The 22,069-nt window shown below is 65.9% G+C and carries 23 protein-coding genes and 1 pseudogene; 11 read left to right on the forward strand and 13 right to left on the reverse strand.

Going from position 1 to position 22,069, the window contains the following annotated elements; genetic code table 11:
* Positions 1-69: 69 nt before the first annotated feature.
* Entirely contained in the window at positions 70-1,461 is a 1,392-nt protein-coding gene (locus ACV7NQ_RS11100; RefSeq protein ID WP_463359550.1) for a cystathionine beta-synthase, read from the reverse strand.
* Positions 1,462-1,613: 152 nt separating this feature from the next.
* Between ACV7NQ_RS11100 and ACV7NQ_RS11105 the strand changes: the two genes are divergently transcribed.
* The 3 genes from ACV7NQ_RS11105 (at position 1,614) to ACV7NQ_RS11115 (ending at position 4,321) form a co-directional block, all read left to right on the forward strand.
* Positions 1,614-2,075 carry a hypothetical protein gene (locus tag ACV7NQ_RS11105; protein ID WP_463359551.1) on the forward strand — a complete coding sequence of 154 codons (462 nt, stop codon included), beginning with the start codon at positions 1,614-1,616 and terminating at the stop codon, positions 2,073-2,075.
* Positions 2,076-2,140: 65 nt separating this feature from the next.
* Entirely contained in the window at positions 2,141-3,031 is an 891-nt protein-coding gene (locus ACV7NQ_RS11110; RefSeq protein WP_463359552.1) for an SGNH/GDSL hydrolase family protein, read from the forward strand.
* A 69-nt stretch (positions 3,032-3,100) separates the two neighbouring features.
* Complete coding sequence (locus tag ACV7NQ_RS11115) at positions 3,101-4,321, forward strand: acetyl-CoA C-acetyltransferase (RefSeq protein ID WP_463359553.1); 1,221 nt, start codon at positions 3,101-3,103, stop codon at positions 4,319-4,321.
* 64 nt (positions 4,322-4,385) lie between these two features.
* On the opposite strand, the gene ACV7NQ_RS11120 is transcribed toward ACV7NQ_RS11115, so the two are convergent.
* The 3 genes from ACV7NQ_RS11120 to ACV7NQ_RS11130 form a co-directional block, all read right to left on the reverse strand.
* Positions 4,386-5,249, reverse strand: a complete 864-nt coding sequence (locus tag ACV7NQ_RS11120; RefSeq protein WP_463359554.1) for a Bax inhibitor-1/YccA family protein — start codon at positions 5,247-5,249, stop codon at positions 4,386-4,388.
* A 172-nt stretch (positions 5,250-5,421) separates the two neighbouring features.
* A complete protein-coding gene (locus ACV7NQ_RS11125; RefSeq protein ID WP_463359555.1) occupies positions 5,422-6,570 on the reverse strand; it encodes a class I SAM-dependent methyltransferase in 1,149 nt (382 codons plus the stop codon).
* A gap of 124 nt (positions 6,571-6,694) precedes the next feature.
* Positions 6,695-7,030 (reverse strand): COG4315 family predicted lipoprotein, encoded by a 336-nt coding sequence (locus tag ACV7NQ_RS11130; protein WP_463359556.1) that lies wholly within the window; start codon positions 7,028-7,030, stop codon positions 6,695-6,697.
* Positions 7,031-7,169: 139 nt separating this feature from the next.
* Here ACV7NQ_RS11130 and ACV7NQ_RS11135 point away from each other — a divergent pair, with 139 nt between their 5' ends.
* From ACV7NQ_RS11135 to ACV7NQ_RS11150, 4 genes are all read left to right on the forward strand, one after another.
* Positions 7,170-7,745 carry an AMIN-like domain-containing (lipo)protein gene (locus tag ACV7NQ_RS11135; RefSeq protein ID WP_463359557.1) on the forward strand — a complete coding sequence of 192 codons (576 nt, stop codon included), beginning with the start codon at positions 7,170-7,172 and terminating at the stop codon, positions 7,743-7,745.
* A 67-nt stretch (positions 7,746-7,812) separates the two neighbouring features.
* Positions 7,813-8,223: a DUF6153 family protein gene (locus ACV7NQ_RS11140; protein ID WP_463359558.1), complete on the forward strand. Its 411-nt coding sequence runs from the start codon at positions 7,813-7,815 to the stop codon at positions 8,221-8,223.
* A gap of 84 nt (positions 8,224-8,307) precedes the next feature.
* Positions 8,308-8,970 carry a DUF305 domain-containing protein gene (locus tag ACV7NQ_RS11145; RefSeq protein WP_463359559.1) on the forward strand — a complete coding sequence of 221 codons (663 nt, stop codon included), beginning with the start codon at positions 8,308-8,310 and terminating at the stop codon, positions 8,968-8,970.
* 203 nt (positions 8,971-9,173) lie between these two features.
* Complete coding sequence (locus tag ACV7NQ_RS11150; RefSeq protein ID WP_463359560.1) at positions 9,174-9,695, forward strand: hypothetical protein; 522 nt, start codon at positions 9,174-9,176, stop codon at positions 9,693-9,695.
* Between the two features lie 21 nt (positions 9,696-9,716).
* Here ACV7NQ_RS11150 and ACV7NQ_RS11155 read toward each other — a convergent pair whose 3' ends face one another.
* Both ACV7NQ_RS11155 and ACV7NQ_RS11160 read right to left on the reverse strand, forming a co-directional pair.
* The gene (locus ACV7NQ_RS11155; protein WP_463359561.1) at positions 9,717-9,998 is read right to left on the reverse strand and encodes a hypothetical protein; all 282 of its coding nucleotides are present in this window, start codon (positions 9,996-9,998) and stop codon (positions 9,717-9,719) included.
* A 173-nt stretch (positions 9,999-10,171) separates the two neighbouring features.
* Positions 10,172-11,782 carry an FAD-dependent monooxygenase gene (locus tag ACV7NQ_RS11160; RefSeq protein ID WP_463359562.1) on the reverse strand — a complete coding sequence of 537 codons (1,611 nt, stop codon included), beginning with the start codon at positions 11,780-11,782 and terminating at the stop codon, positions 10,172-10,174.
* Positions 11,783-11,880: 98 nt separating this feature from the next.
* Between ACV7NQ_RS11160 and ACV7NQ_RS11165 the strand changes: the two genes are divergently transcribed.
* Positions 11,881-12,591: a TetR/AcrR family transcriptional regulator gene (locus ACV7NQ_RS11165; RefSeq protein WP_463359563.1), complete on the forward strand. Its 711-nt coding sequence runs from the start codon at positions 11,881-11,883 to the stop codon at positions 12,589-12,591.
* A 44-nt stretch (positions 12,592-12,635) separates the two neighbouring features.
* Here the strand turns inward: ACV7NQ_RS11165 and ACV7NQ_RS11170 are convergent, their stop codons facing one another.
* From ACV7NQ_RS11170 to ACV7NQ_RS11190, 5 genes are all read right to left on the reverse strand, one after another.
* A complete protein-coding gene (locus ACV7NQ_RS11170) occupies positions 12,636-12,758 on the reverse strand; it encodes a hypothetical protein (RefSeq protein ID WP_463359564.1) in 123 nt (40 codons plus the stop codon).
* A gap of 248 nt (positions 12,759-13,006) precedes the next feature.
* Positions 13,007-13,576 carry a helix-turn-helix transcriptional regulator gene (locus tag ACV7NQ_RS11175; protein WP_463359565.1) on the reverse strand — a complete coding sequence of 190 codons (570 nt, stop codon included), beginning with the start codon at positions 13,574-13,576 and terminating at the stop codon, positions 13,007-13,009.
* Between the two features lie 372 nt (positions 13,577-13,948).
* The gene (locus tag ACV7NQ_RS11180) at positions 13,949-16,225 is read right to left on the reverse strand and encodes a DUF4328 domain-containing protein (protein ID WP_463359566.1); all 2,277 of its coding nucleotides are present in this window, start codon (positions 16,223-16,225) and stop codon (positions 13,949-13,951) included.
* 458 nt (positions 16,226-16,683) lie between these two features.
* A complete protein-coding gene (locus ACV7NQ_RS11185; RefSeq protein ID WP_463359567.1) occupies positions 16,684-17,544 on the reverse strand; it encodes a transposase in 861 nt (286 codons plus the stop codon).
* Positions 17,545-17,564: 20 nt separating this feature from the next.
* On the reverse strand, positions 17,565-18,203 hold the full coding sequence (locus ACV7NQ_RS11190) for a transposase domain-containing protein (RefSeq protein WP_463365625.1): 639 nt from the start codon (positions 18,201-18,203) through the stop codon (positions 17,565-17,567).
* Between the two features lie 575 nt (positions 18,204-18,778).
* On the opposite strand from ACV7NQ_RS11190, the pseudogene ACV7NQ_RS11195 reads away from it, so the two are divergent.
* Positions 18,779-18,991: pseudogene (locus ACV7NQ_RS11195) on the forward strand (SDR family NAD(P)-dependent oxidoreductase); the annotation flags it as partial.
* Here ACV7NQ_RS11195 and ACV7NQ_RS11200 read toward each other — a convergent pair.
* Positions 18,914-19,105 (reverse strand): hypothetical protein, encoded by a 192-nt coding sequence (locus ACV7NQ_RS11200; RefSeq protein ID WP_463359568.1) that lies wholly within the window; start codon positions 19,103-19,105, stop codon positions 18,914-18,916. The pseudogene ACV7NQ_RS11195 and the gene ACV7NQ_RS11200 sit on opposite strands and share 78 nt — an antisense overlap.
* On the opposite strand from ACV7NQ_RS11200, the gene ACV7NQ_RS11205 reads away from it, so the two are divergent.
* On the forward strand, positions 19,095-19,523 hold the full coding sequence (locus tag ACV7NQ_RS11205; RefSeq protein WP_463359569.1) for an SDR family oxidoreductase: 429 nt from the start codon (positions 19,095-19,097) through the stop codon (positions 19,521-19,523). The two genes, ACV7NQ_RS11200 and ACV7NQ_RS11205, sit on opposite strands and share 11 nt — an antisense overlap.
* A gap of 139 nt (positions 19,524-19,662) precedes the next feature.
* A complete protein-coding gene (locus ACV7NQ_RS11210) occupies positions 19,663-21,003 on the forward strand; it encodes a serine hydrolase domain-containing protein (protein WP_463359570.1) in 1,341 nt (446 codons plus the stop codon).
* 5 nt (positions 21,004-21,008) lie between these two features.
* Here the strand turns inward: ACV7NQ_RS11210 and ACV7NQ_RS11215 are convergent, their stop codons facing one another.
* Positions 21,009-21,983: a glycosyltransferase family 4 protein gene (locus ACV7NQ_RS11215; RefSeq protein WP_463359571.1), complete on the reverse strand. Its 975-nt coding sequence runs from the start codon at positions 21,981-21,983 to the stop codon at positions 21,009-21,011.
* Positions 21,984-22,069 lie beyond the last annotated feature (86 nt).

The following is a 22,069-nucleotide window of genomic DNA, read 5'->3' on the forward strand; positions in this document are numbered from 1 at the left end:
CTTCGCGCGCGGACACCACACTGCGGCAAACACAACAATCCGGGCAACGGCCCCGGGTTTATCGAGCGCTCAGTGGCCGATGCTGCCCGTGCTCAAGAAACCGAGCAGATCGTGACGGGTGATCACGCCGACCGGCTTGCCGTCGTCCACCACCATCAACGCGTCGGTATCGGACAGCGCCTTGGTCGCGGCGGAGATGGGCTCGCCCGCACCGATCAACGGGAACGACGGACTCATATGCTGTGCCACCGAATCCGTCAGCTGCGCACGGCCTTCGAAGACCGCCGAGAGCAGATCGCGTTCGGTGACGCTGCCCGCCACCTCGCCTGCCATGACAGGAGGCTCGGCACCCACGACCGGCATCTGCGAGACACCGTATTCGCGCAGGATCTCGATGGCGTCGCGCAGCGTCTCCGACGGATGCGTGTGCACCAGGTCCGGCAGCGCGCCGGACTTGCCGCGCAGCACATCGCCGCAGGACGGTTCGGCGGTGCTGCCGTCGAGCCGCTCGCGCAGGAAGCCGTAGGAGCTCATCCACTGGTCGTTGAAGATCTTCGACAGGTAGCCGCGGCCGCCGTCGGGCAGCAGCACGACCACGAGCGCATCGGGGTCCCTGCGGGCGACCTCGATGGCCGCGACCACTGCCATACCGCAGGAGCCGCCGACCAGCAGTCCCTCCTCGCGGGCCAGCCTGCGGGTCATATCGAAGGAGTCGGCATCGGAGACGGCGATGATCTCGTCGGGGACGGCCGGGTCGTAGGCCGACGGCCAGAAGTCCTCGCCGACCCCCTCGACCAGGTATGGGCGGCCGCTGCCGCCGGAGTACACCGAACCCTCCGGGTCGGCGCCGATGATCTTCACCTTGCCGCCGGAGATCTCCTCGAGGTAGCGGCCGGTGCCGGTGATGGTGCCGCCGGTGCCGACGCCCGCCACGAAATGGGTGACCTTGCCGTCGGTGTCGCGCCAGATCTCCGGGCCGGTGGTCTCGTAGTGGCTCTCGGGTCCGCCCGGGTTGGAGTACTGGTCGGGCTTCCATGCGCCGTCGATCTCGCGGACCAGTCGGTCGGAGACGTTGTAGTAGCTGTCCGGGTGATCCGGAGGCACCGCGGTCGGGCAGACCACGACTTCGGCGCCGTAGGCGCGCAGCACATTGCGCTTGTCCTCACTGACCTTGTCCGGGCAGACGAAAACGCACTTGTAGCCGCGCTGCTGGGCGACGAGCGCCAAGCCGACGCCGGTGTTGCCGGAGGTGGGTTCGACGATGGTGCCGCCGGGCTTCAACTGCCCGGACTTCTCGGCCGCGTCGATCATCTTCACCGCGATCCGGTCTTTGGAACTGCCGCCGGGATTCAGGTATTCGATCTTGGCCGCTACCACTCCGGCGTTCGGTCCCACCACAGAGTTCAACCGGACCAACGGCGTATTACCGATGAGGTCCACGACATGATCCGCGATGCGCATAGCTCCATCGTTGCAGAAACGTTGTCTGGGCAGACCACCGCCATGTTCACCGGACCCCGTCGCGGCCGTTCGCTGTGAATTCCGGCACGCCACGGCCGCGCCGCACGACGCGCTGCCATCAAAGCCTTGACCTCCCCCTTAGGATCTCATCCATGATGCAGCCGAACATCGCCCGTGCCGCTGCGGTTTTGGCCGGATCGGCGCTGGCCGTGATCGTCGGATCCGGGGCACAGGCGAACGCGACGACCGTCGAGTTCCCGCAGGTGCCCACGCTTGCCAGCGGCGGACTCTGCTGGACGAGCATCAGGACCTGGGCCGACACCAGCCCCCAATGGCCCGGCCGCGCCATCATCAACGTCCGCGCGCTGCCGGTCTCCGGTATCGGTCCCGGCGCCTACCCGCTGGCCCCGCTGTGCGAGGTCCGCACCACCGTCGCCTGGCGCAACATGAACACCGGCGCGGTGGGCACCTACGACAACACCGTGGTCACCGGCATCTACGGCAGCATTCAGTACGCCCTGTTCCAGGACACCGGTCCCGGCCACATCGAGGTCGTCGTCACCACCAACAACGCCAGCGTCCCGGCCCGCGGCTCCTTCGACGTGCCTGCCTGAGACATCGGTATGAAACTGCGGCGGCGAGCGTTGTCTCTGCCGCCGCAGTCCGTAAAATCTGTCTCGTGAGCGCACCTCGGATCAGCTGGCGGACTGCGGCTGTCACCAGCGCCGCAACCGTGTTGGCAGGTTCCGGGGCGGGTACCGCATCGTGGGCCGCGTATCGACTTCTCATGGCGCAGGCCGGTGTCGCGCGCGGCGTCATCGGGCGGGACACATCGAAACCGCCGGAGGCCGATGGCATCTACACCGCGGGGTGTATGGCGCCGCAGCCTTGGCGTACCGGTCTGCACGCGGACCTGCACCTGATGATCTTCGGTGATTCCACGGCGGGCGGGGTGGGCTGCCTGACCGCCGAGGAGGTCCCCGGTGTGCGCATCGCTCGCGGTCTCGCCGAGGCCACCGGGCAGCGAATCCGGTTGAGTACCAAGGCGATTTCCGGCGCCACCTCCAAAGGCCTTGCGGGCCAGGTGGATGCGATGTTCGTGGCCGGGCCGCCCCCGGATATCGCGGTGATCCTCATCGGCGCCAACGACATCACCAAGAAACACGCCATCCGGGCATCGGCGCGCAGGCTGGCCAGCGCGGTGGCCCGGCTGCGCCGCGCCGACAGCATCGTGGTGGTCGGCACCTGCCCGAATCTGGGTACGGTCACCGCGATTCCGCAGCCGCTGCGGACTTTGGTGCACAACTGGAGCGTCCGGCTGGCCCGGGCCCAGACCGTGGCCACCACCGTCGCGGGCGGGCGTCCGGTGGCGATGGGTAATCTGCTCGCACCCGAGTTCCGCGCCGCTCCCGAATTGATGTTCGCCGCCGACGGTTTCCATCCCTCGGCAGCCGGTTACGAACTGGCTGCGGCACTGCTGCTTCCTGCCCTGATCGACGCGCTGCACGAGATGACCCCGTCTTCGCGCCCGGCAGGACGCGACGTAGATTCGATAGGAACGCACAAGTAACAAACGGTCGCAGGCCGCGCTCGGACAACGTCCGGCCGCAAACACTTGCCGTCCAATAAAGGAGTCTTCATGCCCGAGGCCGTCATCGTCTCGACCGCCCGCTCTCCGATCGGCCGAGCCGCCAAAGGTTCGTTGGCCGACATGCGGCCCGACGATCTGACGACGCAGATCGTGCGCGCGGCGCTCGACAAGGTGCCTGCTCTGGACCCGGCCCAGATCGACGACCTGATCCTCGGCTGCGGTTCCCCCGGCGGCGAGCAGGGCTTCAATATCGCCCGCATCGTCGCAGTGCAGCTCGGCTACGACTTCGTGCCCGGCACCACCGTGCACCGCTACTGCGCCTCTTCGCTGCAGTCCACCCGGATGGCGTTCCACGCGATCAAGGCGGGCGAGGGTGACGTGTTCATCTCCGCAGGCGTGGAGACGGTGTCCCGCTACAAGAACGGCTCCGCCGACAGCTGGCCGAACACCCAGAACCCGCTCTTCGCCGAGGCGCAGGAGCGCACCGCGAAGGCCGCCCAGGTCGGCGCGGGCATCTGGCACGACCCGAGCGAGGACGGCCTGCTCCCGGACGTCTACATCGCGATGGGCCAGACCGCCGAGAACGTCGCGTCCTTCACCGGCATCACCCGTGAGGACCAGGACCGCTGGGGCGTGCGCTCGCAGAACCGGGCCGAGGAAGCCATCAAGGCCGGTTTCTTCGAGCGTGAGATCACCCCGGTCACGCTGCCCGACGGCACCGTGGTCTCCAAGGACGACGGCCCGCGCGCCGGCGTGACCTATGAGGCGGTCAGCCAGCTGAAGCCGGTGTTCCGTCCGGACGGCACCGTCACCGCGGGTAACTGCTGCCCGCTCAACGACGGCGCCGCCGCGCTGGTCATCATGAGCGACACCAGGGCCGAGGAACTGGGCCTGACCCCGCTGGCGCGCATCGTGTCCACCGGTGTCTCGGGCCTGTCCCCGGAGATCATGGGCCTCGGCCCGATCGAGTCGGTCAAGCGCGCGCTCGCACTGGCGGGCAAGACGGTCGACGACATCGACCTGTTCGAGATCAACGAGGCATTCGCGGTGCAGGTGCTGGGTTCGGCCCGCGAACTCGAGATCGACGAGGACAAGCTGAACGTCTCCGGCGGCGCCATCGCGCTCGGCCACCCGTTCGGCATGACCGGCGCCCGCATCACCACCACGCTGATCAACAACCTCCAGACCCACGACAAGCAGTTCGGCGTGGAGACCATGTGCGTCGGCGGCGGCCAGGGCATGGCCATGGTCATCGAGCGGCTCAGCTGACACTCGCGAAACCGGTCGGACGGCTCCCTACCCGGTCGGGTAGGGAGCCGTTTCAAGGGCGTCGCTAATCGTTGTTGAAGTAACTCAGCAGGCGCAGGATCTCGACGTACAGCCAGACCAGGGTGACGGTCAGGCCGAGCGCGATGCCCCAGGCCGCCTTCTCCGGCGCCTGTGCGCGGATCAGCTGATCGGCGGCGTCGAAGTCGAGCAGGAAGCTGAACGCGGCGATGGCAATGACCACCAGGCTGAAGATGATGGCAAGCGGGCCACCGTCACGCAGGCCGAGGCCGCCGGAGATGAAGAAGCTAGCGACCAGGTTGCCCAGTGCGAGCACCAGCACGCCGATCATGGCGCCCACGATCATCCTGGTGAAGCGCGGGGTGACGCGAATCGCGCCGGTCTTGTAGACGACGAGCATGCCCGCGAACACACCGAACGTGCCGAGTACGGCCTGCGCGATCATCGCGCTGCCGCCGACACCGCCGAACTTGATATTCGTGAACATGAACGACAGCGCGCCGACGAACAGGCCCTCGAACACCGCGTACGACAGCACGAGGACCGGGTTGTCCATCTTCCTGGTGAAGGTCGCGATGAGCACCAGCACCAGGCCGACGAGACCACCACCGATGACGAACAACGGCGCGAGCGAGGTGTTCGCATTGGTCAGGCCGTAAGAGATGATCGCCGACACCGCAAGCACACCGAGGGTGATGGCGGTCTTGGTCACCACGTCGTCGATGGTCATCGCGCGGGTGGCCGGGACCTGCTGGTACGGCTGCTGATACTGGCCGTACTGGTTGCCGTATTGGTTACCGAACTGCTGGCCCAGCTGGCCCGCGCCCGTTACCCCTGATCCAAAGTTGGCGTATCCACCGCCCTCTTGCCGAGGGAGATTGCGAAAAACCGGATTGCTTGTCGTGCGCACCGTGAATGCCTTTCTGGAGTCGTGGCCCACGTCGCCGTGGCCGTCGGTCCCGAGCCGTCTCGACTTCGAGCCGGTTGCTCGATATCCAACTGCCCGTCCAACGCGTATCAGCCGTGCCGAGTTCCCGGAGCTGGGCTCCAGCAACTCGTTTACACAGACAATTCGGACTGTACTACCGCTGCACGTCGTGCAGCCCACTCACCGACCGCGTCACTGTGAACTTTCGATTGCGACCGATCACCTCGGTCTGCCCGACCATCCGCTCGACCACACCCCGATAGTTCAGGTGGGTGTTGTAGACAGTCCAGAGTTCGCCGCCGGGCCGCAGCACCCGACCGGCCTCGGCGAACATCTTGATCGCCGAGCCGGTGTGCACGGCCGCGCCGACGTGGAACGGCGGATTGCACAGCACCAGATCGGCGCTGTTGTCGGCGGCCGAGGACATGGCGTCGTCGCGCACCACCGTCACCCGATCGGCCACGCCGTTGGCTTCGGCGGTGGCTCGCGCCGAGGCCACCGCGGCGGCCGACTGATCGGTGCCGACCACCTCGATGCCGGGCCGCACTTTGGCCAGCGCGACCGCCAGTATGCCGGTGCCGCACCCGAGATCGATGGCGTCGCGGGCATCCGGCTTCATCCATTTCAGGTGCTCCAGCAGGAATCTGGTCCCGATGTCGAGGCGGGCGCCGGAGAAGGCGGCGCCATGCGCGACGACATCGATGTCCAGATCGTCGAGCCGTTCGCGCACCGGAAACGGCAGCTCGCCAACCGGTTTCGGCCCCCGCACCAGCAGGGTTCGGGACTTCTGTCGGCCGCGGCTGGCGCGCACGTCCGAAAACGACTGGGCGAGCAGATCGTTCATCGACTTGGTCAGGTACTTGTCGCGGCCGCCCGCGAACACCTCGACGTCGGCATCGGCGTAGCGCGCGATGGCATCGGCGACCTCGGCCAGCCCGGCCAGCCCACGCGGCAGTCGAAGCAGCACCACCCGCACATCCGCCAGCAACTGGTCAGTTAGTGGGTGCGCGGAGTAGCGATCCGCGAGTCCGAGCATTCGGGCATTGTTGGCAAGCGCGAGTTCACCGGTGAGCAAGTCCTGATGCACCCGGACGTCACGCAGATCGTATCCGGCGATCGCACCGAGGGTCAGCGCACCGTAGCCATCACCAATGATCGCTACCTTTCCGCTACCAGCCGTCGCGATCGCGTCATCGGCAACATCGAGGATCAGCCGATCGGCGGCATCCACGGCGTAGAGGTTCAGTGCCTCCACATCCGGATACCGCCGCAGTCGGCCGAGTACGTCCTCGATATCTAACACACGTCAAGTGTGCTAGATCGTTGCCGAAACGTCGCACCCACCCCGGCAAATCGGCAACCCGGGCCCATACGGCAGCGCGACCATGTCCGTAAGATCCAGTGGCACAAGCAGATTCAACTCGACGCTAAACCGCCCTGCCGCCGTCCCGCGCCACCGCGAACCACAGGTTGTCGACGCCATGCCCCAGCAGCTCATCGGCCGTCATGTCATTCGCGTAGTAGTACAGCGGCCAACCGCCGAGCGTGACTTGATATGCGCCGTCGGCACGTTGGATGCACCCGATCAGCTGTCGGTCGACGCCTGCCGCGTACACCATCTGATCGCGCCGCACGGTCAGCCCCGGCCACTTTCCGGCACACTCCCCGACGCAGTGCGACACCGACGGGATCGCGGTGTCCTCGTCGAACCAATACAGCGACCGCCCGTCGGCTCCCGAAACATGCTTGTTGGACAGTGCCATTGCGGACGAGGGTGAGTTGAACCGCCGGTATGCCCCGCGGCCCGTAGCGGCAGGCCTCTGCTGGGTCTCTCCCGCGGCACTCACCACACCGGGTGTCGGTTCACCACCGAAGTGTGGAACGCTGCGTAACATCAGCAACATGCGTAACCGGATGGTGCTGCTCGTCGCCGCAACGGCGGCGCTGGTCGCGGGTTGTGGCGGCGGTGGGTCCGGCTTGAACGCCACCACCGTGACGACCACCACCAGCACGTTCACCGACTCGTCCACGGCCGCGCCGCACGACGCGCTGCCCAAGCGCGGCGCACCGTCGCACGACGCGGCCGTCACGGTCAGCGGCATTCGAATCGGCCACCAGCCCGGTTTCGATCGCGTGGTCTACGAGTTCGGCGGAGCGGGCACCCCCGGCTGGATCGTGCAGTACGCCGACCGAGCCATCCAGGACGGCAGCGGCAAGGTGATCGATGTGGCGGGCCGCTCGATCCTCGAGGTCCAGATCACCGGCTCGGCGTACCCGTTCGACAGTGGCGTGACGCCGTATTCGGGACCGGACCCGGCGACCGATCCCAGCGTGCCCGGGATCGCGGGCGTCTACCGGACCGACGTCTTCGAGGGCACCACCCAATCGTTCATCGGTGTGAACGCCGAACGCCCCGCCTTCTCCGTCAGCACGCTCACCAACCCGACCCGGCTGGTCATCGATATCGCAGCGCCGTAGGCATGCGACACCGATACGGACCGGGGGTATCGCGATCCTTCGATCCGCATTACCTAGAATGGGCGCCGTGATCGAGCAGCACGCACCCCCGCGGGCATCCGGGCTCACCCGGTTGCTCGGCGTGCTTGCGCTGCTGGTCGGCATCGTCGCGATGCACGCGGGCGTATTCGCGATCACCCCGCGCGGCCATCACGCGATGTCCGAGGTCGTGCAGGCCATGCCCGCCGACGATCACGGCGTAGCCACCGGAACGGATTGCGACGGTGACGGATGCGGCAACACACACGGCGGCATGCACGCGTGCGTATTCATCCTTACCGCCGTCGCTGTCGCGCTGATGCTGGTGCTGCTCTATCGAATCGCCGTCGATCGGCCCGGCGGCGGTGTCTCGACACCGCGGGGCCAGCGGCCGAGGCGCGAACGCGCACCACCATGGACGGTCCCGTCACTGGCCGAATTGTCGATTCTGCGGATCTGACATGTCCACCGCGTCCGTACCACCGAGCACGGTCGCGGCTTGCCCTGTCCACCCGGTCATTCGCACTTCCCCAGGAGCACAGACATGTTCATCACCCGTACCCGCATCACCGTCGCTATCGCCGCAACCAGCACCGCCGCAGCGCTTTTCGCCGCGGGCTGTAGCAACGACCCCGGCTCCATGCCCGGCATGGATCACGGCTCGTCGTCGAGTATGTCGGCCACTCCCGGAAAGCCCGCGGCGCGAACCGATTTCAATGACGCCGATGTGACGTTCCTGCAGATGATGTACCCGCATCACGCGCAGGCCGTCGATATGGCAAAGCTCGTCCCGAGCCACAGCCAGAACCAACCGCTGCTGACCCTCGCCGCCAACGTCGAAAAGGCGCAGGCTCCGGAAATGCAGCAGATCAGCACACTGCTGCAGAGCTTCGGGAAGCCCGCACCCCCCGCACCGGGCGCGCATGACATGCCGGGCATGGCGGGCATGCCGGGCATGTCCAGCGCACCGTCCATGCCGGGCATGATGACACCTGAGCAGATGAACGCGCTGCAGGCGGCATCCGGCGCCGACTTCGATCGCCAGTGGATGGAAATGATGATCGACCACCACAACGGCGCGATCGCGATGGCGAACACCGAACTTGCCAACGGCGTCAACCCCGACGCGAAGGCATTGGCTAGCTCCATCATCTCCGCTCAGCAAGCGGAAATCGCCACGATGCGCACCATGCTCGGCCAGAGCTGACGCGGAAGACTCGCACCGCGACCACACGACCAGTGGTCTCGGTGCGGGTCGCGGTAGCGCCCGCGACACGCCCGGTATCGGTTCGTCATCGATATCGGCGCAGTTGGCTGACGTCGCCCGGCGTCAGCAAGTACGGTCGGAAGATCCGGCCTCCTTCCCACCTCCAGCGGCCGGAAACTCGGAGGGGAGAGAGGGATCCGACGATGCGTCGACTACAACGTGCGGGCCTGGCCGCCGCCATGGCCGCGACTTCCGTGGGTCTCATCACGATCGGCGCCTGCTCCAAGCAGGTAGCCGGCACCGCCGAGGTCAACCAGACCGACCTCGCCGCATACACCTCCGAGGTATCGGCCTCGCGCGCGGCGGCGGCGGATCAGGCGACCGGGTCGGCCTGTACCGCGCTGCGCACCGCGAACACCAACTCGGTGCACTCCTTCAACGACTACATCAACGCGAGCAACGACCGCGGCCTCGACGATCCCGATGTGAACGCCAAGGCCGATGTCGCCGTCACCACGCTGCACGCCAATGCGCACAACGTCGAGGTGAAGGTGACCAACGAGGTGCCATCGGACATCGCGACTCCGCTACGCAACTACCGCGACGACACCAACGGGCTCGCCGACACTCTCGCGCAGCGAGCGCCGACCGACACCCTCAACACCAGCATCGATAAGTTCAATGTCACCAAGGACGCCGCACTCCAGGCCTGCACCGGCCACTGACGCAATCCTCCTTCAGCACAGTTACTTTCGGCCGCGCAGCCGCTGGCGCGCGAGCAACACCTGCGCCAAGGTTTCGGCGACCCAGGATTCGGCGGCGGCCGCGCTCCAGCCCCGATCTTCGATGAGCGATCGGAAGACGTCGCAGGTGGTGATCGCATACATGATGTCGGCCGCTCGTTCAGCGCTCAACCCCGGTCGTAATGCGTTGCGCGCGAACAACTCCAGTGTAATGTGGGCGGGTCCGGCGTAGCGACCGCGTTCGGCCTCCGCGAGGAACTTGGACGGACTCGCCGACCTGGACATCAATGTGATCGTCACAGTGGGATGCACCAACGACCCCGGCGTCCTCGGGCCGCGACCGCGGCGCCGATCAGTTCCCGACGGCGGCCGCGTGCCGAGCCGCTGGCGTCGCGGAAGTGATTGCGCCCGAACGGGTCTCCCCCGCGAGCATCCGGACCGATCTGAAGCGGTGTTGCCTACCCTGCGGAAACGGTCCGAGCGAGTACCTGCTCCAGCACTCGGACAAGATCGTCCGTCGGGTCGGCGGCCAGGGTCGGCGACCGCCACGCGATGAACTGATCGGGTCGCACCAGCACGGCGCCATCCTCGGCGAGTCCGACCTTATGGGACCAGTCGCTCGACGTATCGATCGCGATGGCCGCGAGTGGGAGCCGCAGCCGGTCGGCAACCTCTTTCGCGGCACGCACCCAGTCTTCGCTGCCGGTAAACAGGGCGAACCGGGAGTGCACAAGGTCGAGCGTGGACACGCGCCTGCCGTCCTGCTCGACCAGGGCATGCGGCAGCCGAGACCCGGGGGCGCCGTCCAGCACGAGCTCGATGTCCTCGGTGGACGGCAGTTGTGACAGTGGCTCGATCACGGCGGTGGAGTCGTAGCGGTAGCCCATGTGCACAACGGGGGCGTTGATCATCCCCAGCGCCGCGCGTTCCACGGCGGCCCCGGTGCTGGAATCCCAGTGCAGCCGTGGTGCTTTCAGACGCAGCAGCGCCTGCTCCAAGGTGGTCGACGCCACCGGTCGCCGTTCGGCCTGATAGGTGTCGAGCAGCGCGGGACCCGCCTGTCCGGACAGCACCGCCGCCAGCTTCCATACCAGGTTGTGCGCGTCGGCGACGCCGGTGTTCAGGCCGAACGCACCAAGCGGTGGGACGGCGTGCGCGGCATCGCCGACTAGGAACACCAGCCCGTCCTGGAAGCGATCGGCGACCAGTCCTAGCGCACGCCAGGACAATCGACTGAGCACCTCGACCTCGAGATCCGGGTCACCGACGGCAGCGCGGATCAGCGCGCGGCAGCGTTCAGGGGTGAAGTCATCGACCGACCGACCGTCCTCGGGACGGTAATCGGTATGGAAGATCCACTCTTTCGCGCCGTCCACGGTCACGAACATGCCCGGCGCATCGGGGGTGGTGATGTCGCACGCCACGAAGAAACGCCCCTGCGTGTACGGCCGCAGATCAGCGCGAAAGAGGATATTTATCTTCGGATTACCCAGGGCCCCAGGGCCGGACGTGCCGATACCGAGCGCCTTGCGCACGCCGCTGTGCACACCGTCGGCCGCGATCAGGTAGTCCGCCCGGATCGTCTCACTGTTGTCCAGGTGCGCGGTGACGCCGTCGGCGTCCTGCTCGAAGGACAGTAGCCGAGTCCCATATCGAACCGTGGCGCCCCGTTCCCGCGCGGCGGGCAGCACGACCGAGTCGAGTCGATGCTGTGGGCAGGTACCGCGAATCGTGGCCGGGCTGACCCGTTCGGCGGGCCAGCCCGCACGGGTGGGCGCGGCGCCCGGAAGGTCGGTCGGCTCGAGCGACGCCAGGGTCGCCGCGGAAATCTTGCCGAGACTGCCCGCCGACATATCGACCGCCACCGCGTCGATCGCGTCGGCCAGCCCCAGCTCACGCAGGAATTCCAGGGTGCGCGGGCCGAGCCCGGTCGCGCGCGGGTGGATCGACGGACCCGGTTGGCCCTCCACCACGTGCGTGGTCACCCCTTGATGAGCGAGCAGCAGTGCCGCGAACAGGCCGACCGAGCCGCCGCCCGCGATCAGCACGGGAACTTTGGTCTGGGACATGACAACTCCCTGTATGGCTACAGTGTATTCGATACGGATACAGCGTATCCATACTGCTACGATGTTCGCAAGAACGGCTGGTGCCGAAGGAGGACATAGTGGCGAAGTCAGCGCAGACCCCCGCTGTGGTGTGGGCCAAGGAGCGGCGAACCCCGCGTCGCCAGGCCCCCGGCGTGGAACAGATCGTCCGCACCGCCATCGGTCTCGCGGATAGCGAGGGACCCGACGCAGTGTCGATGCGCCGGATCGCCACCGAACTCGAATCCGGCACCGCCTCGCTCTACCGCTATGTTGCCAGCCGCGACGACCTGCTGGATCTCATGATCGACGCGGTCTACGGCGAAGCGGAACCGCCGCGACTGTCCGGCGACTGGCGCACCGATCTCACCGCCGTGGCCAACCACATCCGCGCCACCATGATCCGCCACCCCTGGCTCGCCGCCGAACTCACCGGCCGGCCCACCCTCGGCGCGAATTCCCTACGCCTGCAAGACATCGCACTCGCCGCAGCCATCCCCCTGACCCCCGACATCACCGTCGCCGCCGCCATCGTCGACACCGTCCACGCCTACGTCTTCGGCGCCGTCACCCAATACCTTGCCCAAGCGCAGGCCCAACGCCGCACCGGCCACACCAAGGACGAATGGCGCGCCGCCGTCGCCCCCTACATCCGCGACGTCATCGCCGGCAACGCCTACCCCTACTTCGCCCGCCGCGTCACCGAAGCCGAAGACACCACCCCCGACCAGCGCTTCACCTTCGGTTTGGACTGCGTACTCGACGGCATCGCCGCCCGCGATATCAGCTGACGGCAGCGCGTGCCCGCCACCGCCAACCGACGAACGCGGCGCGATCAGCCAGCCAACTCCGGATGCACCTCGGCAACCGAATTGCGCTTATACGGCAATGGCAGTACCAGCCAGGACTTTTCACGCTGGTATTCGTGCCGATGCGAGGCATCGGTCCGCATTTCCACCTAGCCGTCCGCGGAATGGGGATAAGCCCGGCTGGTTACGACAGCGGTCGGTCTGCCCGAACCGGCGTGTGGTGCGAATCCTGGTCGGACCCAGCGACGATAGTGGGACTTTGAGCAGCAATCATGCTGCTCAGCAACGCTATCGAACGCTCCGAGTCCGAGCCGGGTTCGCCGGTGGTAGACGATGAGCAGCTGGCCGGGGGCGCCGTTAACGGTGAAGGTGTCGTAGGACAGTGCCAATTCGCCGACTAGAGGATTGCGAAGTGTTTGATCCCGTTGGTCTTTCCTCGGACGCCGTGCCTGGCCCAGCGCCGACGGAAATCGTCGCTCTTCAACGACAATTCTCCGACGAGTTCGGTCTGCCGCGGGTCATCGAGATCGGTGCCCGCGCACGCGCGCAGGGTGGCCAGGGTCTCCGCGGCGACGGTCGGCCAGTCCGGATAGATATTGCGGGCCTCCGGGTTGAGAAACATCATCCGGACCTGGTCGACGCCGGGCACCGAACACGAGTTGACGGCGGCGGCGAGCGGATTGGCAACAAGCACGTCCAGATATCGGCCCAGCACCAATGCCGGAGTGTGCGGCCATGCCCGCATCAGTCGCAGCAGGCTGGGGCCGACCCGCTCCGGCCGTCGGGCCGCCCGCTTACGCCGCGGGATCGGCCGTGCCAGCTCACGCAGATGCGCCACACCCACCTCATCGAGAGAGAACACCCGCGCCAACGCGTCGACAACCTGCTCGGACGGATACTTGTCGCGTCCCTGTTCGAGCCGGATGTAATAGTCGGCGCTCATCCCGGCGAGTCGTACCCCCTCCACACTCCACACAGCAGGAGCTGCGGACAATCCGCTAGCCGATGCGGACTGACATGATCCCGCCTGGCGTCGGGACTTCATAGGTGTCCGACGCCAAGTCAAGAGCGCGAACGGTGCGGGCGGACCACCACTTCGACCTACACGTTCAGATAGCACTCGGCGCACCACTGCGATCGTCAGCCCCTCTCTCCTTTGCTCTACATAGAGAAGTCTCGTAGTCGCCAGGTCCGCAGTCCACCGTTGCCCAGCACCCGGTCCGCCAAGCCGATCACTACGGCGCGATCCCCAGGCAGACGAACGCTGACGGGAGGCCGGACCTCGATCTCTGTATGTTGAATCGTCACGGGTTGGGGGCCAGGTGCCATAGACCCGAAGCTACAGGGGCGCGGACCGCCACCAATCTAAAAGTTCCTCATCCGAATGGCCTGAGTTGCGGGTGGACCCTATCCAACATTGTCTGCGCGGTGGGTCTTCGAACCAGATCATGAGATTGCTGTAGATTCCCCACGAGAGACCGACGGTTCCGGACTGACGCTGTAGTCGTTCGATGAGAGTGGCTCCGGGGCCCTGTTGGCGCAGGTCCTGACCACGGCTGCAGTTGATGGTGAAGCTTGACGAACTGTCGGCGCACGTGATTCTGATGTCGCTGTACTTATCGTTATGGCACTTGACGCCCCGGTACGCGTCCGTTGACGTCGGCGTGGTGGGGATCAATTTCGGAAACATGTCCGCGATCCACTGCGAATCACCCCATGGCTTCGACGGTTCTGCAGATGTGGACGCCGGGTTGCTTGCGGATCGATCGGTTTCGTCGGATCGACTGATCGCCACGGCGGCGATGGCGATAGCCCCCAGGACAGCTATGGAGGCCGCGACGGCGATTGTGAGGACGCGGCCGCCCCTGACGCGGCTGGGCGCGACAGTGCTGTTCGTCGAGGGTGGCGGCGTTGACGGTGGTTGGGGTGATACCGGGGATGCTGTGGGTTCGAGCTGCCCGAGTATTTGTGCTGGGGTGAGTCGAGTGCCTGGGTGTTCGGTGAGGCAGCCGGTGATGACGAAACGGAGCCTGGTTTCGGGTATGCCGGTGAGATCGGGTGGCTGGGTTGTCATACGGTGCAGCAGTGTCGCGGCGTTCGTGTCTCCGAACGGGGGGCGGCCGGTGAGCGCGTAAACCAGCACACCGCCCAGGGAGAACACGTCGGATGCCGGTCCGCCCGGTTCGCCGGTGAGTTGTTCCGGCGCGGTGAATGCCGACAGCTTGGCGTGTGGCGTCCGGATGCCGAAATCGGTTACGCGGAGACCGGTTTCGGTGATGATCACCGAATGCGGGGTCACGGCACCATGTGTCAGGCCCGCATCGTGGATGGCGGATAGTGCGTGCGCAATACCGGTGGCGATGTTCTGGACTGCCGGTGGCGGTAGCGGTCCGCGTTCGGTGACAAGGTCGTGGAGTGATCGTCCGGGGAGATACTCGGTTGCTATCCACGGTCGCGGGGCATCGGCGTCTGCGTCGAGGACCGCCGGGGTGAAGTCGCTGTGCAGGGTTAGGGCCGTGATGAATATACGGGCAAGCTCGTCGCGGTCGCTGGTACCGGTGGCGCGGTCAGGGTGCACTGCCCGGATGGTGACCGTCGTGTCGTCGGCGTGGCCGAGGTAGACGTCGCCGTCGACGTCGGAGCCGAGTCGCCCGACGAGCGTGTACGGGCCGATCGTCGACGGGTCGAGGTCCCGCAACGGCAGGGTGTGTGACCCGGGCTGCGTGGACGGCTCGGCGACGGGTAGGCCGGACTTGCCGAACGGTACTGGGCCACGAGTTGGTTGGGGCGCCTCGGTGACCGCGGAAGTCGCTGAAGCACTGCCCGCCGGCGAAGTCGGCGGCTGTGTGGTCGCCGGGATGTGAGTCGTCTGTGCCGAACCAATGCCCGGGCGGCTGGGGTGGTGAGTCGCGCGAGCCTGCTGCCAGCGTTGTACCTGGATGATCACGGCTCCCAGGCAGAGTGCCGAGGCCGTGAGCACGCCTGCACGGACCAGTTCCACTGCTATCAGACCGAACCCGCCAATCGGGGCATACCCGTATATGACGTAATCACCGGTGGTTTCCGTCCTGGACTCCGGTAGGTTCAAGACCAACGCCACAAAAGCGAGTACCCAGCCGGCCAGTAAGAAAAGCCACCACGCTGTAACCCACGCGCCGCTGGGACGGCCACGCAGATCCGCCACATCCGGCGGCGTTCGCGGGTCGCTCGCGCGCCACACGTCGGACATGATCGTGTGCGGAAACCAGAGGTTGACCACCGGACAGATCCAGCCGCCGATCACCCAGCCAATAGAACGTCGATGCCGTGCGGCGCACATCGCTTCGGCGTTGCGGCGCGCGCGCCACAGCCAGATGATGACGACGATTCCCGCGCCGATCTGCAGGAGTAGCTCGGCGATTCCGGCCCAGGTGTAGGACCCCCACCCCATGCGTGTCTCTGTCGGCTGTCCCCAGCTTTTCTCGAAGTCCGCGAGGGTCGTCCAGTCGACGATCGCACTGACGAACATCATGACAGCAGCCCCCGCGACCAGGACGATCGCCCAGACCCCGAGCACTCCGATCGGACGGAAGTGCCTACCGTCGCGCGCGATCGCGGCGCCCCACCCCATCGACATGGTCCAATTCCTTTCGGTTCCAGCGACGGCAACAGTCACCCGCCGCCGCCACAAACCGTCCCACATTTTCATGTCGCCTACACACTGACAATTTGACGTTGTCTCTCACTGCACCACGGATACGACGCGAAAAATGACTGCCGTGCAGCACCGTTCAGCAACGTCGTTGGATTTTCGGCGAGCTGCCGTTCTGTGGATTCGTCACCAGCGTCAATAGATCCTGTCACGGGATGTCAACAGCAGAAGCGTGAGGAGCAAGCTGCACCACGTCGTCGAGGACATCGGTGCCCGGCTGCGCCAACAACGTGAGCAGAATCGGATACCGGCGTTGCGGATTCAGCGCCCGGAACTTCGCGCTCGATGCAAATATCGACCTCACGGGGTTGGCCCGTGCCGTGCCGCGCCAACAGATCAGTCCCGCACCGAGATCCAAGAACCAATGCCGCTTAGCTCGCCCCCTATAGAGCTGTGACCGGCGGTTTTGCGGATGGTCGTCGTTGTGTCGGCGTGATGCAGCTTTGGTTGGCCAGCCGGATGGTAGCGGGTCCGGTGTGACGGGTTCCCTTGTCTGCCTTGCGTTTTACTCGGAAGCTGTTGTGTCTGGCGCGTTTGACGACGCGGGGGTAGGAGCGGTGGCGGCGGGGGTTGAGGTGGCGTTTTGCGGTGATCTGTTCGGCGAGTTCGGTGTGGAGCTCGAGTTGGCGGTCAGGGGAAAAACCGTCCGGGCCTGCGATGGTGTCGCGGGCGAGTCGGACGGTCTGGGTGAACTTCACGCGGTCGGGATCGATGCCGGTCTCGACCGCGGCCCGGCAGATCAGCGAGCAGATCGCGTAGTGGGCGATGAGGAATCCGTATATTTCCTGGCGGACCATGTCCGGGGTTTGCGAGCGCAGGGTTTTGGCGGGGCCGCGGAGCTGCGTCTTGATTTGCCTGTTCGCGGCTTCGTGTTCCCAGCGTTGGTGATAGGCCTCGGCCAGGATCAGCGAGGGTGCCTCGTGCGGGTCGAGGATGGTGGTGAGCAGGCAGATCAGCTCACCGCCTTCGCCACGGTCGGTGATCTCGTACTCGATGACGCGGGCGAAACGAGTCCGGTCCCAGTCCAACTCCTCCCCGGCTATGGCCGCCTCCAGCAGCTCGGCCCGCATTTTCGCCGGGGTTTTGGGCGCGAAAAGCAGTGTCACATAGGAGCCGTCACCGAGGCGGTCCACGATCGGCAGGTCCATAATGTCACCGAGACGCCACAACAGGTCGGCGTCGGTGTCGGCGCCCTGGCACCACAGTTTGAAACTGTAGAACCCCTGGTCACACACCAACATCATGCCGGGTTCGAGTAACCAGATCAGTTCGGCCGCGCGGTGCGTTCACCGGTGCCCTTGCCCACGACCGGCCCGATCACCGCGCCCAGGCTCACATGCGAGCCGCATTCGGTCAACGTCACCACCCGTGCCTGTGGCAACACTCCCTTGCTCGGTTTACCGAATTCCGTTGCGTTGGCCTCGGTGTCGGCCACGTCGAACACCATGCCATCAATCGAGACCAGCCTGCGTCGCGCGTAGAACGCGTCCAGGGTCAGCCGCGACGCCACCGGCACCGCGATCCGCTCGAACAGTGTTTTCATCGGCTCGAACCCCAGCCGCTGCCGGGCCTGGGTGATCCCACCCGAGGTCGGCAAACTCCACTTCGGATCCCAACAACGCCAAAGCCGCAGCGGCCCAACCAGTTTCCGCATCACCCCCTCGTAGTCCACACCTGCGAACAACGCCAACGCGACCACGAAATACATCACCAAATGCGGCGGCAACGTCCCACCACGACGCTTGGGCGCCTTGCCGTGCTCGGAAATCGCCATCTCCACCGCATCACGGTCCACCACAGCGGTCAACACACCCAACGACACCTGATCGATCAACGACACCGCACCCACATCCACCACGTCGGCGACGCTAACCCCAGCACCGACACGATCCGGCACCGACACGCCCAAAAACGCTCCACACCAACCAGTCTCACAGACCAACCAGCTGGCACTACATCGCAATCATGCCGATGACCTGCGAAAACACGTCAAGCTAAGTGGCATTGATCCAAGAACCCGCAGTGGATCTCGGTGCGGCGTTCCCAGCAGACAGCCAGGCGTCGGTATTGATGGAGCAGGGCGAAGGTCAATGTAGCCGGTGATCCCTCGTCTTCGCAGCTCGGCGTACCTGCTGGGCTACGAAGTCAGTGTCTGATATCAAGGTCCTGTCGACTGGACGTGTCTGGCCTCTGGAGTCCGAAAACAGCACTGAAGGAGTGTGTAACAAACATCTCACCCCGGCCAGCATCGCGACTTCCTCGCGCCGCAACCCGGACACTCGCCGTCGACCACCGCCCGGCATCCCGAATTCCTCGGGATGCACCAGTTCCCGCCGTGCCCACAGGAAGGCGCCGAGTCGGTTGTCGGAGTCCATGATCTCGAGCGTAGGCGCGCACCGCACATCCTGGGTGGCCGTGCCACTACCAGGAAAGCGGTAGCCTGGCACGAGGCCGTGACCTCCCGCGATCGTTGTTGTCATGACAAACACCCTCGAAGGCCGCGTGGCCGTCGTCACCGGAGCGTCCAGCGGAATCGGCGCCGCCACCGCCCAACGGCTCGCCGCCGAAGGCGCGAAGGTCGCCTCGGCAGGCGCAAAGACCGCCTCGGCAGAGCTAGCCGCCGAAATCGGCGCCGGCGCGATCGCCGTCCAGACCGACGTCGCCCTCCAGCAATCCGTACTCGACGCCGCGGCTACCGTCCGAGCCGAATTCGGCCCCATCGACCTCGTCGTCGCGAACGCGGGCGTCATGCTCGGCCCCCTTCGAATCCGCCCACACCGCCGAGTGGGACCAAATGGTCGCCACCAACATCACCGGATTGCTCTACACCGGACGAGCTTTCATCGACGACCTGATCGCCGCCGCAAGCAACGGCAAGCCCGCCGACCTGGTCCACGTCGGCTCCGTCGGCGGCCACACCGTCTTCCCCAGCTACGGGGTCTACGACGCGACAAAAGCCGCCGTAGCCCACCTGACCCGCAACCTACGAGCCGAATTCGGCTCCCGCGGCGTCCGCGTCAAAAACATCGAACCCGGCTTCGTCACCACCGCACTCGGCGACGGTATGCGCGACAACACCCAACGCGCCGGCCTGGCCGAATGGCGCTCCCAACTGGAAACCCTCACCTCAGCCGACATAGCCGACGCAATCACCTACGCCGTCGCCGCCCCGCGCCGAGTAAACGTCGCCGAGCTGATAGTCGTCCCCACCGAACAGGGCTGACATTCCGTCGCATTATTCACAGCCGCCGCCCTGGCCGGCGCCTTGTCGGCGAACAGTTTTGGGGCGGCCCCCAGCAATGTGGTCTGGTGATCCGCGGTGCGGTTCGAGACGATGGCCTCACCTGATCCTGGTGGCTGGAGTGCCTGTGTCTTGTTCGCTGAAAAGAATTGTGGTTGCCTCGATCGCCACCGTCGCGCTGTTTCAGGGTGTCGGGATGCCGGGTGGCGCGGCCGATGCCGCGCCGGGCGAGCAGAAGCGGTGTGCGGTCACCGATGGGCGCACACCGCAGACCGCGACGCCCGACGAGGTAGGGATCGATGCGGACGCGCTGGGGCGGGCGATGGCGTTTGCCGCCGACCCGACGCGCCGGAATATCCAGGTGTTCCGGAACAACTGTTTGATCGCCACCGGGCCGAAGAATGCCCAGACCGGCACGGTGCCGTGGAACCTGTGGAGCAGCACGAAGAGCGTGGTCTCGATGGTCACCGGGATCGCGATCGACGAGCGGCGACTGCGGCTGGACGACCCGATCGACGCCTATCTGCCGCCCGGACTCGGTGACGCCGCGCATCGCGCGATCCTGGTCCGAAATCTGCTGACCGAATCGTCGGGCATGCAGGTCGCGGTGGCATCCGAGGGCATCACCGGGTTGGCGCAGCTCGATCCGAATGTGGTGGCGCAGGCGCTCGCCATGCCGATCGAAAGCCCACAGGGCACGGTGTACCGATACAGCCAGCGGGCCGTCGATTTGCTCGCGTACGTGGTGCAGCAGGCCGTCGGGGAGGATTTCCAGTCCTTCGCCCAACGGAAACTGTTCGACCCGTTGGGCATTCACGAGACCGACTACTTCTGGGGCCGGGATCGCAGCGGAAACACCTACGGCTACGCGCATCTCGTTCTACCACCCGATGATTTCGCCAAGCTCGGACTGCTGGTCGTGAATCGCGGTGCGTGGCACGGTGATCAGGTCATCTCCTCCGATTATCTCGCGCAGGCGACCCGATCGTCGCCGTCCCATCCGTGTTATGGATTCCTGTTTGTCGTCAACGGGCCGGGCTGCGGCAATGAATTCCCCGGTCTACCAGCGGATGCGGCGAAGATGTCGGGCATGATGCGCCAAGACAACTACATGGTGCCGAGCCTCGGTCTGCTAATCGGCTGGACCGGAGTGACCATCCCGGGCAGCTTGGTGAGCTTCCCGCACGATGTGCTGCGCGCCGTCGCCGGAGCCTTCCGCGAACCGAGGCTGGCCGACCCGGGACCCTATGTGCCGCAACCGGATACCAGCATGACCGACCCGATGATCTCGAACCCGGATGTCACCCTCGGCGCCCTCGGCATCGGCCCGATGGCCTACCCCGATTGCGGCCCCCTGCTCTGCCTCGGGCAGGCCCCCGCACCGCCGTTCGCCAATTGGCCGCCCGGCTGCCTCGTCGTCGGCTGCGCCGGGCCCGACCCCGCGACACCCGGAATCCGATAGCGCCATTACATCCCGGCGTGCGAGAACAACCCGGGCGAACCGATCGACTGCCCGGAAGGCGGCGGGACGGCCGATCCGACGAATCGCCTCGGCAGTCGCGTGATCCGCTCGAACAGCGTGAGATAGGCGTCGATCATCCGATCCGCGTTGAAGCGTGCTTCTACGTCGTCCCGGCACAACCGGCGATCGAGCGTGCCGATCTCAGCGACCGCCGCGACCGCCGCGGGGACATCGGCAACGAGGAAGCCCGTCGAACCATGCCGGACGATCTCCGGCATCGATCCCAATGGCGTCGCGATGACGGGCGTGCCGGTCGCCATGGATTCGATGACCGACAGTCCAAACGGTTCGGCGAAACCGATCAGGTGCAGCAGCGCTCGCGCGCCACCGAGCAGTTCATCGCGCCGCGCCGGACCCACCGGACCCACGTAGGTCACGGCCGAACCGGTGAGATGCGGCTCGACCGCGGCGCGGAAGTACTCCTCGTCCTGAATCACACCGGCGATGATCAACGGCAGCCCGGCAAGCCGCGCCACCTCGATCGCCAGATGCGTGCCCTTTTCCGGGTGGATTCTGCCCAGAAAGAGCAGATACGCGCCGCACTCCGGCCGAAATGTGAACTCCGATAAATCAACTCCGTGATGAATCGTCGCCTCGTAGCGCAGATCCGCGTGGCGATCAGCGTCACTGATCGCGACATAGTGCGCGATATCGCCGAAGGCCCGATAAACGGGCACGATTTTCGGCGAGGAAAAGCCGTGGATCGTGGTGATCATCGGGGTCGATACCAGGCGGCTGTAGGTCAGCGGCATGAAATCGAAGTGGTTGGCGAGCACGTCGAACTCGCCCGCGTGCTCGAACGCGGTCGAATTATGCAGTGCCTCAGCTACTTTCGCATCAGCGTCGGTCGTCTCCTCGTACCCGGACGGCACCGGAGCGACCAACCGCGCCGATGTCACGGAGTCCGCCGTTGCGAACAATGTGACATCGTGACCGCGGACGACGAAGCCCTCGGTCAAGGTCGAAGCGATTTGTTCCCACGGTCCATAGTTTTTCGGTGGCGAGC

The sequence above is a fragment of the Nocardia sp. Tas62D01 genome, assembly GCF_055232035.1.